General features: G+C 33.0%; 13 protein-coding genes, 3 tRNA genes and 1 pseudogene. 13 read left to right on the top strand and 4 right to left on the bottom strand.

Annotated features, from left to right (window positions below):
* Window positions 1-339: 339 nt before the first annotated feature.
* A complete protein-coding gene (locus LEP1GSC059_RS00660; RefSeq protein ID WP_155243370.1) occupies window positions 340-1578 on the bottom strand; it encodes a class I SAM-dependent RNA methyltransferase in 1239 nt (412 codons plus the stop codon).
* Window positions 1579-1681: 103 nt separating this feature from the next.
* On the opposite strand from LEP1GSC059_RS00660, the gene LEP1GSC059_RS00655 reads away from it, so the two are divergent.
* The 8 genes and pseudogenes from LEP1GSC059_RS00655 (at window position 1682) to LEP1GSC059_RS00620 (ending at window position 6219) form a co-directional block, all read left to right on the top strand.
* Window positions 1682-1765: transfer RNA gene (locus LEP1GSC059_RS00655), tRNA-Ser, on the top strand.
* 12 nt (window positions 1766-1777) lie between these two features.
* A tRNA-Ser gene (locus LEP1GSC059_RS00650) sits at window positions 1778-1864 on the top strand.
* A gap of 43 nt (window positions 1865-1907) precedes the next feature.
* Window positions 1908-2354, top strand: a complete 447-nt coding sequence (locus tag LEP1GSC059_RS00645) for a hypothetical protein (RefSeq protein WP_002179221.1) — start codon at window positions 1908-1910, stop codon at window positions 2352-2354.
* Entirely contained in the window at window positions 2308-2718 is a 411-nt protein-coding gene (locus LEP1GSC059_RS00640; protein WP_002179417.1) for a hypothetical protein, read from the top strand. The genes LEP1GSC059_RS00645 and LEP1GSC059_RS00640 overlap by 47 nt, the downstream gene beginning before the upstream one ends.
* A gap of 5 nt (window positions 2719-2723) precedes the next feature.
* A tRNA-Arg gene (locus LEP1GSC059_RS00635) sits at window positions 2724-2800 on the top strand.
* Between the two features lie 925 nt (window positions 2801-3725).
* Window positions 3726-4537, top strand: a pseudogene (locus LEP1GSC059_RS00630) (XAC2610-related protein).
* Between the two features lie 368 nt (window positions 4538-4905).
* Complete coding sequence (locus LEP1GSC059_RS00625; protein ID WP_017215093.1) at window positions 4906-5445, top strand: WbuC family cupin fold metalloprotein; 540 nt, start codon at window positions 4906-4908, stop codon at window positions 5443-5445.
* Between the two features lie 198 nt (window positions 5446-5643).
* Window positions 5644-6219, top strand: coding sequence for a slr1658 superfamily regulator (locus tag LEP1GSC059_RS00620; RefSeq protein WP_002179245.1), 576 nt, complete (start codon window positions 5644-5646; stop codon window positions 6217-6219).
* A 2-nt stretch (window positions 6220-6221) separates the two neighbouring features.
* Here the strand turns inward: LEP1GSC059_RS00620 and LEP1GSC059_RS00615 are convergent, their stop codons facing one another.
* Window positions 6222-6569 carry a slr1659 superfamily regulator gene (locus tag LEP1GSC059_RS00615; RefSeq protein ID WP_002179140.1) on the bottom strand — a complete coding sequence of 116 codons (348 nt, stop codon included), beginning with the start codon at window positions 6567-6569 and terminating at the stop codon, window positions 6222-6224.
* Window positions 6570-7595: 1026 nt separating this feature from the next.
* On the opposite strand from LEP1GSC059_RS00615, the gene LEP1GSC059_RS00610 reads away from it, so the two are divergent.
* Together LEP1GSC059_RS00610 and LEP1GSC059_RS00605 are read left to right on the top strand one after the other, a co-directional pair.
* Window positions 7596-7880, top strand: a complete 285-nt coding sequence (locus LEP1GSC059_RS00610; protein WP_002179283.1) for a hypothetical protein — start codon at window positions 7596-7598, stop codon at window positions 7878-7880.
* A gap of 38 nt (window positions 7881-7918) precedes the next feature.
* Entirely contained in the window at window positions 7919-8623 is a 705-nt protein-coding gene (locus tag LEP1GSC059_RS00605) for a lysophospholipid acyltransferase family protein (protein WP_002179166.1), read from the top strand.
* Between the two features lie 25 nt (window positions 8624-8648).
* Here LEP1GSC059_RS00605 and dapF read toward each other — a convergent pair whose 3' ends face one another.
* Window positions 8649-9494: a diaminopimelate epimerase gene (dapF, locus tag LEP1GSC059_RS00600; RefSeq protein ID WP_002179501.1), complete on the bottom strand. Its 846-nt coding sequence runs from the start codon at window positions 9492-9494 to the stop codon at window positions 8649-8651.
* 138 nt (window positions 9495-9632) lie between these two features.
* On the opposite strand from dapF, the gene LEP1GSC059_RS00595 reads away from it, so the two are divergent.
* Window positions 9633-10484 carry a class I SAM-dependent methyltransferase gene (locus LEP1GSC059_RS00595; RefSeq protein WP_020980082.1) on the top strand — a complete coding sequence of 284 codons (852 nt, stop codon included), beginning with the start codon at window positions 9633-9635 and terminating at the stop codon, window positions 10482-10484.
* Here LEP1GSC059_RS00595 and LEP1GSC059_RS00590 read toward each other — a convergent pair.
* Complete coding sequence (locus LEP1GSC059_RS00590) at window positions 10473-11222, bottom strand: HAD family hydrolase (protein ID WP_020980140.1); 750 nt, start codon at window positions 11220-11222, stop codon at window positions 10473-10475. The two genes, LEP1GSC059_RS00595 and LEP1GSC059_RS00590, sit on opposite strands and share 12 nt — an antisense overlap.
* Before the next feature lie 93 nt (window positions 11223-11315).
* Here LEP1GSC059_RS00590 and LEP1GSC059_RS00585 point away from each other — a divergent pair, with 93 nt between their 5' ends.
* Together LEP1GSC059_RS00585 and LEP1GSC059_RS00580 are read left to right on the top strand one after the other, a co-directional pair.
* Window positions 11316-12956 (top strand): flavin monoamine oxidase family protein, encoded by a 1641-nt coding sequence (locus LEP1GSC059_RS00585; RefSeq protein ID WP_017215090.1) that lies wholly within the window; start codon window positions 11316-11318, stop codon window positions 12954-12956.
* Window positions 12953-14041: a hypothetical protein gene (locus tag LEP1GSC059_RS00580; RefSeq protein WP_020980113.1), complete on the top strand. Its 1089-nt coding sequence runs from the start codon at window positions 12953-12955 to the stop codon at window positions 14039-14041. Before LEP1GSC059_RS00585 ends, LEP1GSC059_RS00580 begins: the two co-directional genes overlap by 4 nt.
* Window positions 14042-14067 lie beyond the last annotated feature (26 nt).

The following is a 14067-nucleotide window of genomic DNA, read 5'->3' as shown; positions in this document are numbered from 1 at the left end:
AAAAACTACATTGTCTATTCGGTTTAAAAATTGTGCCAAACCTCAAAAAGCATAAACGAAGATTTTTTAGAAATTTCTAACAAATGCAGGAACTCTCACAAAAATCGTTATATCTGAACATTTATAAACTTTCTAATAGTTTCCATTATCAAATTTTTGTAATCTTTATATTTAGGGGCAGGTTCTTACTGATCCTCTATCTAATTGAGTACCGTAAATTTTATTGCAAAACCTGTTTCAGCGCAAAAGACTAGGGATTTTATAGCTCTGAGTAGTAAAAAAGAAAAGAAAATTATCTTTCAAAAACTCTAATATAGAACTCTGAGTAATAGTAAAATCTTAATTTTCCTTTTCGACCTTTACAATAACTTCAAAATGTTTTGTTCTTGGAAAAAAGTCGACCAAGGTTACATTTGAAAGTTTATAATCTTTGTTTAAAAACAAAGAAAGATCTCTTATAAGAGTAGAATGATTACAGCTAGAATATAAAAAACCATCCGGACGTGTTTCTATTAGAGTTTGTAAAACTTTTTTAGAAAGTCCCGCTCGGGGAGGATTCATAATCCAAAAGGAAGAATTTAACAAATCCGTAGAATCAATCGAATCAATATTCAAATCCAACGTTTTAAAATTGCAGGATGAAATACCGTTTTGTAAAACGTTTTTTTTGGCTTGTTCAATACAATCCGAAGAAATCTCGTAACCCGACCAACTTTTAGCTTTAGATTCAAGAGCAATTGCTATCAATCCAGATCCACAATATAACTCTAATATTCTATTTTGGTTATTTGGAACTAATTTAAAAATTTTTTCTAACCAAGTAGCAATGAGATAACGATTTACTTGTAAAAACCCGCCTGCCGGAACTTCCCAAACGATTTTTTTTAATTCTGGAATTCTAATGTTTTCACTAAAACTTACGGACTTTTTTTTGTAAGAAATAATTTTTGTTCCTTCTAATCGAAAAGAAAGAGTTTTTAATTTTGAAATCTGTTTTGATTCCTGTTTTAAAAACTCAGCAAAAGCGGAATTCATTTCTTGAGGTAAATTTTTACATCCTTCTTCAGGAAGATTTACAATAGAATGGGAAAATTCTTCGTAAAAACCAGCGAGCCTTTTGTTCCCAGCAAATCCTAATTGAATCTGAGCCGTGTTTCTATAACCGTTTGGGTCACCGCTGAGAATTTCAATTTCAGGAATTTGAATATGTTTTTTAGATAAAAAACGTTCGAGCGTTTCTTGAAGTAGAAATTTTTTGATCTCTAATTCTTTTTTATAAGAAACATGACGATAAGAACAACCGCCACAACGAGGAAATATGCTACAATCGGAAGAGATTCTCTCCGATGAAACCTCATGGATTTTGGAAACAGTTCCCCAAAATAAAGAACCTGATTTTTTAAAAAAAAGCGCATCAACCGTTTCACCCGGAATCGCATTTTTCAAAAAGAAAGTTTCTCCTTCTGAATTTGCGATCGAATAACCTAAATTCACCCAAGAACGAGGTTTGAGTAAAATTTTATTTTTGTGAGTTTGTATTTTAGAACGACTTTTATGACCTTCAGAATCAATTTTCATTTCTATCTTTAACCGCTTCCAAGAAATACAAAGATCCAAGAACGCAAAGAACAATTCCCTTGACACAGAGGGGTTTTCTCGCGGTAAAGTAATTCCGTTGTCAGGAGAAGTGGCTGAGTGGTCTAAAGCAGCGGTCTTGAAAACCGTCGTGGTAATCCCACCGTGGGTTCGAATCCTACCTTCTCCGATTGCAACCTATGGAGACGTGCCTGAGTGGCCGAAAGGAGCAGTTTGCTAAACTGTCGTACGGGTAACTGTACCCAGGGTTCGAATCCCTGCGTCTCCGGATTTTGCTTTCATTTTAACTGAATAACTTAAATTCTCACCTTATGTCCTCAGAACGATTCAAAACCCAGGAATTGATTCAAGAAACATTGAGAATTTTGAAAAGTGAAGAACTTCCAGGTTTGATCGCGGCTTTCTCCTACCTTCCTTTCTTCGGTTGGTTGTTTCTTTGGATTTTCCGTAGAACCCAGAAATTTGCGTATTTCCATATTCTTCAGTCGCTAAAACTCAACTGTGCCTTTATTGTTATTTATTCCGTGGTCTGGTTTCTGAGAGAATTTCCAGTAATTAGTTGGATTTTATCTTTAATTAGAATTAACCCGATTGTTACAGATTTTATCAGTTACGTTTCCTGGATCGCATTTTTATGTTATAGCCTACTAGGGGCATGGAATGCGTATCAAGAAAAAGAATCTACTCTGCCTTTTTTCCCGGAGATGGAAAATGAACTTCAAAAAATATTTAAAAAAATACGAACCGGTTCTCCGTAACTTTCCCGAAACCGCAAATCGATTTCTCAGATCGGAAAGGTTTTTGGTCTATTTAGTTTCTTTACCCTTTTTCGGAACTTGGTTAATTGGATTCACTTTTTATTGGGAAAATCAAACGGTCCGAAAATATTCTGGAATTTCTTTCCTAAATTTTCTTTATTTTCTCGGATTTCTTTTAGCGAGTATTTTAGTTTCTTGGATCCCGGTAGCTGGTCCTTGGCTAGGAAATATAATTCATCTTATGGGTATTTTGATTTATCTAGGGATTTCAGGATTACTGCTATACAATTACACAAGCGCAAAAAAAATTGGACTTACGATTCCTGAAAGGCATCTTTCTCGTTTGGAATCTTACATTCATTGACCCACGCGCCCATAGCTCAGCTGGATAGAGCGTCTGACTACGGATCAGAAGGTCGGAGGTTCGACTCCTTCTGGGCGCGCCAATTTCTTCAAAACTCTAAACAAATTTATTCTTAAAATTGGATTTCTGCAGAAAGTGACAGCTTTACAAAAATGGAAAGTCCGCTGCCTCACAAAAATTCTTATCCAATAACATGAACTCGGTGTAAGAATCCGTTTTTTAAAAGTTAATTTTATAATAAAAGTAAAATGAATGTGAAAATTATTATGCTTCTAGTTTTAAGAAGCTATAAAAATCAGAAATCTCCACTTTTAGAAAAAACTTTCTAAAAGTATGAGTTCCTACAATTTCAGAATTTGTTTGTAAAATCTTAATTTGCGGGAGTTCCCACATTTTAGGAATCAATCTGCAAAGTTCAAATCCTAATTTTTCAGAATCATGAATTCCTCCGCGAATTCACATTAAATGATTTGAGTTCGACGTAAGAAAATCTGGGCGAATAAAAAACTCAATGCTACTTTTTCTATGGACCATAGTATAATAATCGTTTTCGCATTAGTTATACCGAACCCACGTTAATTAGCCTTTTAAACAAAGATAAAGTATTTTTGAGATGGGTTGTAATAAGTTTATGCTTGGGAACTTTAATTCTCTAGAATGTTAAAAATAAAAGCTCCTACCACTCGGGCGCATAAAAATAATACTATCTAAGCCTGTTTTACAACTTAAAATGTAGGATCTTCTTTAAAAAACCAACGATTTCAAGTTAGATATAATTTTTTGAGAATTTTGGCGCCTTTGTAAAATCGCCCATTCATTTTCTGGTACTATTTTCATACGTCCGAATAGTAGTATTATTTCACTCAGAACTTATAATAAAATATCAATATTTTTGCTTTAAAATAGGATTTTATAAAAAAATTTACAGTATCCAATTTTATAGGATCAGTAATACTTTTTATTGAAGATCTAAAAATGATTCATTCTAAAATTTTAGGAAAAACTCAATAAAAGAAATATTTATAAATTCTAATGTATTAAAGAAAAGTTTTTTCATCCTTTTAGTTTTTGGATTGGGAATTGGAACAAGTATTTGGGTTATAATTTGCAATTCTACAAATGACAATATAAAATATTTTTCTAATATTCAAAAATTGACTGCTCAACTCAATCAAAATTCTGAAAAAATTATAGAAGATTGTATAACCCTTCCTTTGAATCAAAAACTAAAGAATTCTACTACATCAGAATATCTGCGTGGCGGAGTTAAGTTATATGCAATTTTACAATTCATAAGGATTTACCTATTTATAAATTTCATCTCGTAGGTGGAATCGATATATATAACGTCTTTGATCGTATTGAGATTTCAAAAAGAAACGAAAACATTCTCAGCCAAACACTAAAAATCGAAAGAATCGATCCTCCGAAAGAAGACGAAGAATTTTTTGTAGCAGAAGATATGAATTTTGATGGGTACAAAGATATTAGATTGATACTTTATCAAGGAGCAACCGGAAATAAAGGTTATACTATTTGGTTATTTGATCCTTCTAAAAATCTTTTTATTGAAAAGAAGGAATTAAGTGAATTAGTAAGTCCAACTTTCAATTCAAAAACAAAAACGATTCGGGCATATTATAACTACTCTTCTTGTGAATATCTAAATCAAACTTATAAAATCGCTAAAAATGGAAAGTTAATTCAGATTAGTAAAGAAAGACAAGAGTGGATTGAAAAGAGTAAGTCATTTCAGCAAAAAATCGGAAAACTAAAAAATGGAATTTGGGTATATCACACTCGATTGACTCAATGTTAACCTTTAACTTTGAAACAAAATAGTTCCTACACTTTGAAATCTAACACAAACTTGGATAGTTTGGGATAGACTTAAAATCTAGATTCCCTTGTATTCCAACGAAATCTTTAAAAATGGAACCTTTCTTGAAATTTTTTTAAATTATGTCTCTTTTAGAATTTATAAACTTTTGAATTTCTAGAAAAATTCTTAAAAAATCAATGTACGATTTGACACTAAGACTGAGTCTCATTTACATTGTTAAGGAAATCGTTCCAAGAGTTATACCAAAATGGATAAATGCCACTGTGCACAAGTAGCCTTTGAAACTATAGTTGAAACCGCGAGATACGAAGGTGTAGAATATCAAGAAATTATAGAAAGAGTAAATGCAGGAAATACTTGCACGGCCTGCAAATCGTATCTTATTGACTACTGTGAATCCAGACTTCAACTCCAAACCACACAAACAACTGCTTACGGATTCTCTTTTTTCGGAAGTATTGCAAAAAGCGAATGCCTCCCCTCGTAAAAGAGCAAATCATAACTTCCACGAACTTTCAGAAGTATATCAAAGATTTTTAAACGTACTCACACGTGATACTTATGTGCAAGCACACAGACATAAATTCCCCCCTAAGCCTGAAACCTTTTTAGTGCTAAAAGGAAATTTAGGTTTTATCCTTTTTAATGAAGACGGTTCAATCCAAGAAACTCACTACTTAAGTTCCCAAGGCCCAATATATGGAATCGATATTGCTCCAGGAGTATACCATACTCTCGTTTGTCTTTCTGAAAACGCGATTTGTTTTGAAGGAAAGTCAGGGCCTTATGAACCCAGTACGGATAAAGATTTTGCTTCCTGGGCTCCTGCTGAAACGGACCCAAATCGGAACGAATATCTGGATAAGTTAAGAAAACTTTTTTAACCTGAATTCAAATTTATTTTTTACTTTTCTTATTTTAAATTCAAATTTCTATTTTAAGGATATAAGATTCTGTTCTATTCCTGATTCAGAACCTTATAGTAAAAATATAATTTCAAATTATAAACTTGATCTTTTTAATAAAGTAGAATTAGTTTTTAGGGCGTTATAAATCACTGATTAAAGAATTCGAAAAATATTATGAACTACCCCGTCCAATACGGCCATTATAATCTGATACCGGATTCTCTTCCTTGTGAAAGCGAATTTACATTAAAGTTAAGGCCTATGGATCTTCGGGTTCAATGGAGACGTTGTTCTCTCACCGCAGATTACATTTCAAATTATTGCTCTTATCAGGAAAAATTGGATTCCAGCACTTCTAATACGATTTCGATCGTAATCAACGAATTGATAGAAAATGCCGCAAAATTTTCCAAAGATAGAAAGGGAGAAATTTTTTTAGATCTAAAATATTATTCCGAAATACTAAAAATAGAAATTAAAAACTTAACCGATGAAATCTCAAAGAATAAACTGGAAAAATCTATCTCGACTTTGGTAGATCGAAATTCGGACGAAACCTATATCAACAAACTCAAAAAAGGAGAAAAAAACGATTCAGGAATCGGTCTTTTACTTCTTTCAAAGGACTTTCCTGTTCGGTTAGGATTTTTAATCAACGAGGTTTCTTCAGCTACTTACGAAGTAATTGTAAGAGCGTACTTAGATTTGAATGAAGTTATAAAAACAAAATTTAAAACTTTGAATTTTTGATTTTACTCAAGACTCGTTTGAATTTCCGACCTGAGTTTTTTAACATTTTCCAAGAATACGATCTGCCAATATCTATTTTTATTACCTTTGATTTCTACGTAACGAAAATTTTTCTTATCATAAGCCGCTACAAATCTAGAAAGACTAGCAATTCCGGCGCTATTTAAAAAATCCAAATTTTTAATATCAATAACAGCCTTTCCACGCCCAGAATTATCTAGCACAGTTTCAATAGCTGAGATAATCGGATCGTATTCATCCACATTCAATAAACGAAGGGTCCCGGAGATTTTAATTCTTCCGCGATTTTTTTCTGTTTCCACAGAATAATCTTCTTTTGAAATTTCCATTTTGTATTAAGCCGAAGTAATCTCTAGTTAAAGATCATACCTAACTATTAAAAAATAAGAAGGCATTTCTTGTATTTTTTAAAAAAAGATCATTTTTTCTGTAAAGTTTCCAAATTTTGAATCTCACTGAAAAAATAACTTCTCACAAAGTTTTCGTATTTTTTCTGCATTCCAGATGCTTCCTTTAGGAAATTTTAAAATTTTACTTTTTTCTTTCTGTTTTATAATTTCAATTTGTCTAACTTCCTCAATTTTTAAATTATGTCGTTTTACAAATTCGCCTTCTATCTTCCCCATAGATAATACTTTCGGATTTGAAATAGCCGATCTTCAGAGACAGTGTTAAAAAAGAATCTTATGCTTAAAATTATTTAGATTTTATTTAACTAACGTAAGTTTGGTGTAAGATTTTTATTTTATAAGACCTAATTTTTCCGCAAAGAATAAAAAATGGGAACTCATACAAGCTGATCATGAAAACAGGCATTTAAAATGTGTAAGGGCGACAAAATTTGTGGGAACTACCACAAACCTGATTTACAGTGAAAAACTTTTTCCTCTACGAACTTAAGTTAACTATTAAAAAAATAAAAGTCATTCCTTGTATTTTAAGAAAGCCAAACGTTCTCAATAGAGTTGTTGAAAAATTAGTTCGCCACTTAGTTTTTTTTCATGTAACGGTCAATTGAAGCAGTTTTGTTAATTTTAACTATGAAATTTTTCAACAACTCTAATTCAAAAATCTTATTGTAAATAACACTTCACAATGCTTTCAAATTTCAAATATTTACTGTAGATAAAATTTGGATAAGTTTTATTAACCTATTAAAGGACCAACCTAAATCAAACCGCATTGACCAATATTTTCTATAAATAGTTAGATTTGTTATCTCAAACTCATGTAGCTTCTAAATGCATTTTTTAGAACTACGATATGAAAACTCTTGCAAGACCGCTCCCCCAGAAGACTATATGAGATTGTGGGAATTTTACTCACCTATATAAATAAACCTGGAAAGAAGCTCTATGCCTGAGTTTGATTCGATTGATCTGATGAATTATGCCATTTACGGGAACGAATTAGATCCCGAATGGGCCGATATAAGAAATTATATTAAGTCCAATGCTTCCGCACAAAAAGAATTAGAAGAATTAAGACGTTCTATTCCGCACCCGCAGAACGCTAGAAAAAGAAGAGATCCCTCTCAACCTCAAGAATTGGGTCGGGATAAATCCTACGATTCCAACCCAAAAAATGCAAATTCTCCGGAGGAAAAAAAGAAATGGTGGTCTATTTTTTCAGGTGAATAAAATATCTCCTCTCATCGTAACGATTCGAGGAGATGTCCATGGAAAAGGAAGTTCAAACTTATCTTAGATTGAAACAATTTGTGGCCCCCTTTTTGGGTTTTGCCGTTAACATAAACGCTTATGGTACGGAACATATCGCTCATAAAGGAAAATTAATTCTAGTAAGTAACCATAGATCTGATATGGATCCTTTCATTATTTCCTATACCTTTCCACGTTATATTTCCTGGATCGCGGCCGATTATACTTTTCGAATTCCTATCTTTAAAGACTTAGCCAAACTAGCCGGAGGAATTCCAATGGCGATCGATGGAAAAATTTCCATGGCAAGTATCAAAATGGTACAGCAAGTTTTTAAAAGAGAAGGTGTTTTGGGAATTTTTCCAGAAGGCCACGACTACATGGTAAAAAACGATTTCTCAGCGCCCATGGTGCCATTTCACGAAGGTTTCGCCGCTTTTTCCATCCGAAATAAAGTAGATATTCTTCCTTCCGTAATCGTTCCGATCGAAGAAAGTTATTCCGATATTCCGATTCCTTCTTTAGTTCGTTCTTTTATGGGAATGCCAAAAGAAGTCTGCGACATTAAACGAAGATCCATTTATAAAAAAGTTCGTGTTCTTTATGGACCTAAAATCGACCATAGACCTTATTTAGAAGGAAAGTTGGAAGACAATCTCAAAAAACTTTCTAACGAAGTTCGAGCGAAAATGGAAAACTTACAAAAAACAGAAGTAGCTTAGAAATATATTTTAAATTCAGAATATACTAAATTTCTATTTCTCCTGAAAATATCTCGCGGGCTGGACCGGTCATCAAAATATTTCCAGACTCTTGCCACTGAATTCTAAGTGTTCCACCTCTTAAATCGATTTGTACATCCTTTCCGGATCTCCCAGTTAAATTTCCGGCCACCATCACGGCACAAGCCCCAGTCCCACAAGCAAGAGTCTCCCCCGCTCCCCTTTCCCAAGTTCTTTGGTAAAGATGATTCTTTCCACGAACGGTAACAAATTCCACATTTACTCGTTTCGGAAAGATAGAATAATGTTCAATCAACGGGCCGATTCCTCTTACTGGAAATTCATCGTTATCATCCACAAAAATCACACAATGTGGATTTCCCATACTAACTGCGGTAAATTTTAAATTTTTATCTCCGATTTCAAGCGGCTGATCAATAATAGTTTCTTCATTTTTCCAAATAATTGGAATTCGAGATGGAACTAGAACCGGCTTTCCCATATCTACACTTACAAGGTCAACCTTGTTAGCAGATCCAACTTTTAAGTCCACTTCCAAAATTCCTGCACCAGTTTCAATCCTAGGATTTTTAGAATTCGTTAAACCGTGATCATATATGTATTTGGCAACACAACGAATCCCATTCCCGCACATTTCGGAGGAGCTTCCATCCGAATTGTACATATCCATCATAAAATCGCCTTGTTTTGAATTTCGAATAAAAATGACACCGTCACTTCCGATTCCGAAATTACGATCAGATATTTTTTGAATCTGTTCCGGTGTTAAATAAATATCTGTTCGAGTAGAATCGATATAAACGTAGTCGTTACCGATTCCTTCCATTTTGGTAAATTTAAGCGAAGCCACAAAAACTCCTAAAATAAATTGATTTCTATATTTTCTTAGACTGTAATCCGAGGAAATTCAAAAACGAGAAATCGTTTTACAGTTTTTTCTGGCTTTTCCGGCTTTAACCTTAAAAATTGAATATATGAGGAACATTTTTTGAATCGAACCTGTTATCTTTGCTCAAACACACAAAACTCCGTCGTTTTCGTGGAAAATGGAATTGATATTGTCCGATGCTCCAATTGTAATCATGTCTTTTCTACATACGAACAAGAAGAACACTACGAAGGTTATTGGGACGATGATTCTTCTTACGATCTAGGCTGGTGGGACAACGCTCACAGAGAAATTTATCAAGATTTTATCAATAAATTTTTGACCGCTCCCTTTGGTAAAATTTTAGACGTAGGTTGTGGACTTGGTTTTTTTGTTAAACGCATTGTAGATCAAAAACCAAATTGGGAAGTAATCGGTTACGAAATATCTGAAAAGGCGGTTCAATTTGCAAAAGACAAAAACGGATTAAAAAACGTTTTTTCAGGCATTGTTCAAAATTCGGGAATCGAAAAGAATTCTTTAGACATGATCACTCTTTGGGACGTAATCGAACACATTCCTAAGCCTCATAGTCTATTAGAATATTTGCATTCTCTTTTAAAACCAGGTGGAATTCTTTTTTTACAAACACCTAATTTTCCGATTCAACTTTTTAAAGCAAAATTAAAGGTAATGATCAAAGGTATGAGAACGGACGGTCATTATTTAGAAGCGAAAGACCATATTAACGACTACACTGAAAAAACGATGAAGATGCTTGCAAAACAAACCGGGTTTCAAAATTGTAAATTTACAATTTTAAAACCTATCGCGTCTGTTTCGGGAAGTCAAGGTGGGAGTTTTGGTTCTTTTTTTAAAAAAGTTTACTACTACGTGACTAAAATTCTTTGGTTGTTCAGTTTTAAAACGATGAATTTGAATAACACGTTATTTGCCGTTTTAAAGAAATGATTTTAAAGCCGTTCTCAGATCGTTCGTTTCCAAATAAGAATATTCCTTTTTAATGGAATTGATCTCCAATTCGATTTTCCGTTCTTTTAAAAATTCAGGCTTTTTTGAAAAGACGGAAGTAAGATGGATTGCAGGAATCCCGTTACGAAGAGCCCCTTCTACGTCGTCTTTGAGAGAATCTCCAATCATTGATATTGCAGTTTCACCATTGACTAGTTCGTTTGCACGGTAAAAAAATTCTTTTGATGGCTTTTCTTTTCCCACTTCTTCCGAACTTAAAATTGAATACAAAAACAACTTTGGAAATACAAGATTCATTTTAATTAGTTGAGTTCTCAAATTTTCGTTCGTACAAAAAAGAAGTTTATGTTTTTTTGAAATTGTTTTTAAAAGCATAAAAACTTCTTTATATTCTTTTTTGTATTTTTTTTTACGAACTTTGATTCCTTCTTGGAAATATTTAAAATAATCGTTTTCTAATTTTAAAATCCATTTAGGATCCAAGGTTCCCCACTTGGATAAACACATTTTTTTAAAATAGATCAAACGAAGTCGGTTAGAAGGAGAATCCGATAACTCAGACTTGGTTTCTTTTCTTGCTACTTCATAGAATTGTGAAAATTCTTTAACAGATAAAAACCCGTATTCTTTTGCGTTTTTGCAGAGTTGTAGAATCGTAGTCTCATAAATTCCTACCGAGTCCAAAAACGTGTTATCAAAATCCAAAAATAGAGCCATTTTTGCAAAAGAATCTTTTCAATCTCAAACGCAATTCTTTTACTCCATTTTTCCTTGCAGTACCAGAGATTCCATTGAATCTTCCCAAAAAGTATGAATTACAATTCAAAAACTATTTCTAGAAAATCTTTTTTTTCCATTTTGGGTTTTTGTTTTTCAGCACTTGTAGGTGGAATTTGGTTTTTAAAATTTAGGAAAAAAATTTCAGGAAAAATCGTAGGTCCGAACATGGAAATCGGACACAGAATTCGTAATTTAGAATTCAACCAAAAGGAGCATAACGTCAATTTTTCTAATTCTGAAAAAATAAAAGTTCTAATTTTAGGCGCTGGGATTTCAGGACTAAGTGCGGGTTATTATCTTCACAAATCTGGGTTTGACGAATTTAAAATTTTAGAATTAGAAAACGATCCCGGTGGAAATTCAAAATCCGAAAAAAATCCAATTGGTTCCTTTCCTTGGGGAGCGCACTACTTACCACAACCAAACGAAGAAGCCGTGCTCGTTCGAAAATTTCTAGAAGAAAACAAAATCATCATAGGTAAAGATAAAAACGGAAAACCAATCTACGAAGAAAAATACCTTTGTTTTGATCCCGAAGAAAGAATTTTTTATCAAGGAAGATGGAATGAAGGTTTATTTCCTGCCGGAACTCCAGGCTCGGCGTCTGCAAATGAAGAACAAAAATTTAAAAACTTTATTCAAATTTGGAGATCTAAAATCGGAAGAGACGGTAAAAAAGTGTTTTCGATCCCAATTGATCTTTCTTCCAGAGATCCTGAATTTTTAAAATTAGATAAAATTAGTTTTTTTGAATATATTAAAGAACAAGGTTTTCAAACCAAAGAACTTTTTTGGTTTTTGGATTATTCGGTCCGAGACGATTTTGGCGGTTCTATCGACACAGTTTCTGCGTGGATTGGTTTACATTATTTTTGTTCTCGTCCCGTGGATGAAAATGGAGAAGATCTAACCCTTCTTACTTGGCCAGAAGGAAATGGATTTTTAGTGGAAAAACTTAGATTGCCAATTCAATCCAAAATCCAAACCAAAACACTCGTAGAAAAAGTAAAACCCTCCGTTTCTAAAAAAGCTAGGTTTGAAGTTCAGATTTATCAACCTTCTACCAAAGAACAAAAACATATTCTCTGTGATTCTATCATTTATGCTCTTCCTTCTTTTACTCGAAAATTTATTTTAGGTGAAACCTCAAATGTAACGGAAGGATTAGTTTATTCTCCTTGGCTCGTAGCCAATCTAAGTGTAGACAAGGTTCCAACTGGAAAAGGAATTCCTCCTTGTTGGGACAATGTAATTTATCAAAGTCCATCTTTAGGTTATATTGTATCCACACACCAAGATTTACGCGCTAGCAGGGAAGAATCAGTTCTAACTTATTACCAAGCTTTTGGTGAAAAAGATACAACTTTCACACGCAAAAGAATGATAAAAACTTCTTGGAGGGACTGGAAAGAATCTATCTTTTTCGATTTGAAAAAAGCACATCCCGACATCGAAAAAAGAACAAAAAACATAGACATAATGACTTACGCACATGCTATGATTCGCCCAGTTCCAGGACTAATCTGGGGTGGTCAAAGGGAAAAACTTTCTGTATCTTATCCAAATCTTCATTTTGCACATTCAGATTTAAGCGGAATTTCCATTTTTGAAGAGGCACTTATAAGAGGATATAACGCAGCCAATAAAATCTTAGGCGAACAAAAAATATGAAATCCCAAGGTTGGATCTTTAAACCTTCTCTAGATTTGACCTTTATCATCTTTCCTGGAATCATTTCTGTAGTTTTTTTATTTATATTAAGTAATTTAAATATTATGCCTTCCGAAATTAATCCCTGGACTTGGTTCTGTACGGTTTTGTTAATAGACGTCTCCCACGTGTATTCCACTCTATTTCGATCTTACTTTAACATGGAAGCATGGAAGGATAAAAAAAATATTCTCATTACTCTACCGATTGTTTGTTTTTTAATTTCAATATTTTTATATTCTTTTGGAACAATTTGGTTTTGGAGAATCATGGCATACGTTGCAGTGTTTCACTTCATTAGACAACAATTCGGATTTTTAGCACTTTATCGAAAAAAAACCTCTTCTGCTCAAGTTCCATTTCTATTTGATAAAATCACGATTTATCTTATGGGATGTGTTCCTATTTTATATTGGCATCTTACGGATCAAAAAAGAGAATTCTCTTGGTTTATGGAAGGAGACTTTTTAATATATCCGATTCCTGCTTTAGCAAATTCAATACTTTGGTTACAACAAATTTGGCTTTGTTTTTATATTCTAGTTCATGTATATTATTTTGTAAAATACCGTTCATTACCTCTGGGGAAAATTCTACTCGTATTGAATACTTGGATAGTTTGGTTTTTTGGAATCGTTTATTTTAATTCTGATTTTTCTTTTACAATCACAAACGTAATCAACCACGGAATTCCTTATATCTTTTTACTTTTTTATTATACAATCCAAAACCGGTCAGAGATTAAAATAGAAATATTTCAAACGAAATCTTGGGTAAAAATTCTGAGTTGTTTCTTAGGTATTCTATTTGTATTTGCTTTTGTTGAAGAATGGATCTGGGACAGTTTTATTTGGAAAGACCATTCTTTTATTTTTAAAAATTCAAGTTTCTATTCTCTCGAACTTCCAGAATTTATATCTGCACTTTTAGTTTCTGTTCTTTTTCTCCCTCAATTTACACATTACATCTTAGATGCATATCTTTGGAAGATAGAAAAGTCCAATCCAAGGTTGTTTCATTTTTTTGAAATTTCCGAAAAGAATTAAAAATCTATTCTTTTGAATTTCTATCA

It is taken from the genome of Leptospira noguchii serovar Panama str. CZ214, assembly GCF_000306255.2.
Taxonomy (GTDB): Bacteria; Spirochaetota; Leptospiria; order Leptospirales; family Leptospiraceae; genus Leptospira; species Leptospira noguchii.
Note: the sequence above shows the minus strand (reverse complement) of the source record. Positions and strands in the feature narration are given on the sequence as shown.

Bases quoted from the DNA above. Each gene is read 5' to 3' on its own strand.
- LEP1GSC059_RS00660 (WP_155243370.1), bottom strand. From the start codon at position 1,578: ATGAAAATTGATTCTGAAGGTCATAAAAGTCGTTCTAAAATACAAACT.
- LEP1GSC059_RS00645 (WP_002179221.1), top strand. From the start codon at position 1,908: ATGTCCTCAGAACGATTCAAAACCCAGGAATTGATTCAAGAAACATTG.
- LEP1GSC059_RS00640 (WP_002179417.1), top strand. From the start codon at position 2,308: ATGAACTTCAAAAAATATTTAAAAAAATACGAACCGGTTCTCCGTAAC.
- LEP1GSC059_RS00625 (WP_017215093.1), top strand. From the start codon at position 4,906: ATGCAGGAAATACTTGCACGGCCTGCAAATCGTATCTTATTGACTACT.
- LEP1GSC059_RS00620 (WP_002179245.1), top strand. From the start codon at position 5,644: ATGAACTACCCCGTCCAATACGGCCATTATAATCTGATACCGGATTCT.
- LEP1GSC059_RS00615 (WP_002179140.1), bottom strand. From the start codon at position 6,569: ATGGAAATTTCAAAAGAAGATTATTCTGTGGAAACAGAAAAAAATCGC.
- LEP1GSC059_RS00610 (WP_002179283.1), top strand. From the start codon at position 7,596: ATGCCTGAGTTTGATTCGATTGATCTGATGAATTATGCCATTTACGGG.
- LEP1GSC059_RS00605 (WP_002179166.1), top strand. From the start codon at position 7,919: ATGGAAAAGGAAGTTCAAACTTATCTTAGATTGAAACAATTTGTGGCC.
- LEP1GSC059_RS00590 (WP_020980140.1), bottom strand. From the start codon at position 11,222: ATGGCTCTATTTTTGGATTTTGATAACACGTTTTTGGACTCGGTAGGA.
- LEP1GSC059_RS00585 (WP_017215090.1), top strand. From the start codon at position 11,316: ATGAATTACAATTCAAAAACTATTTCTAGAAAATCTTTTTTTTCCATT.
- LEP1GSC059_RS00580 (WP_020980113.1), top strand. From the start codon at position 12,953: ATGAAATCCCAAGGTTGGATCTTTAAACCTTCTCTAGATTTGACCTTT.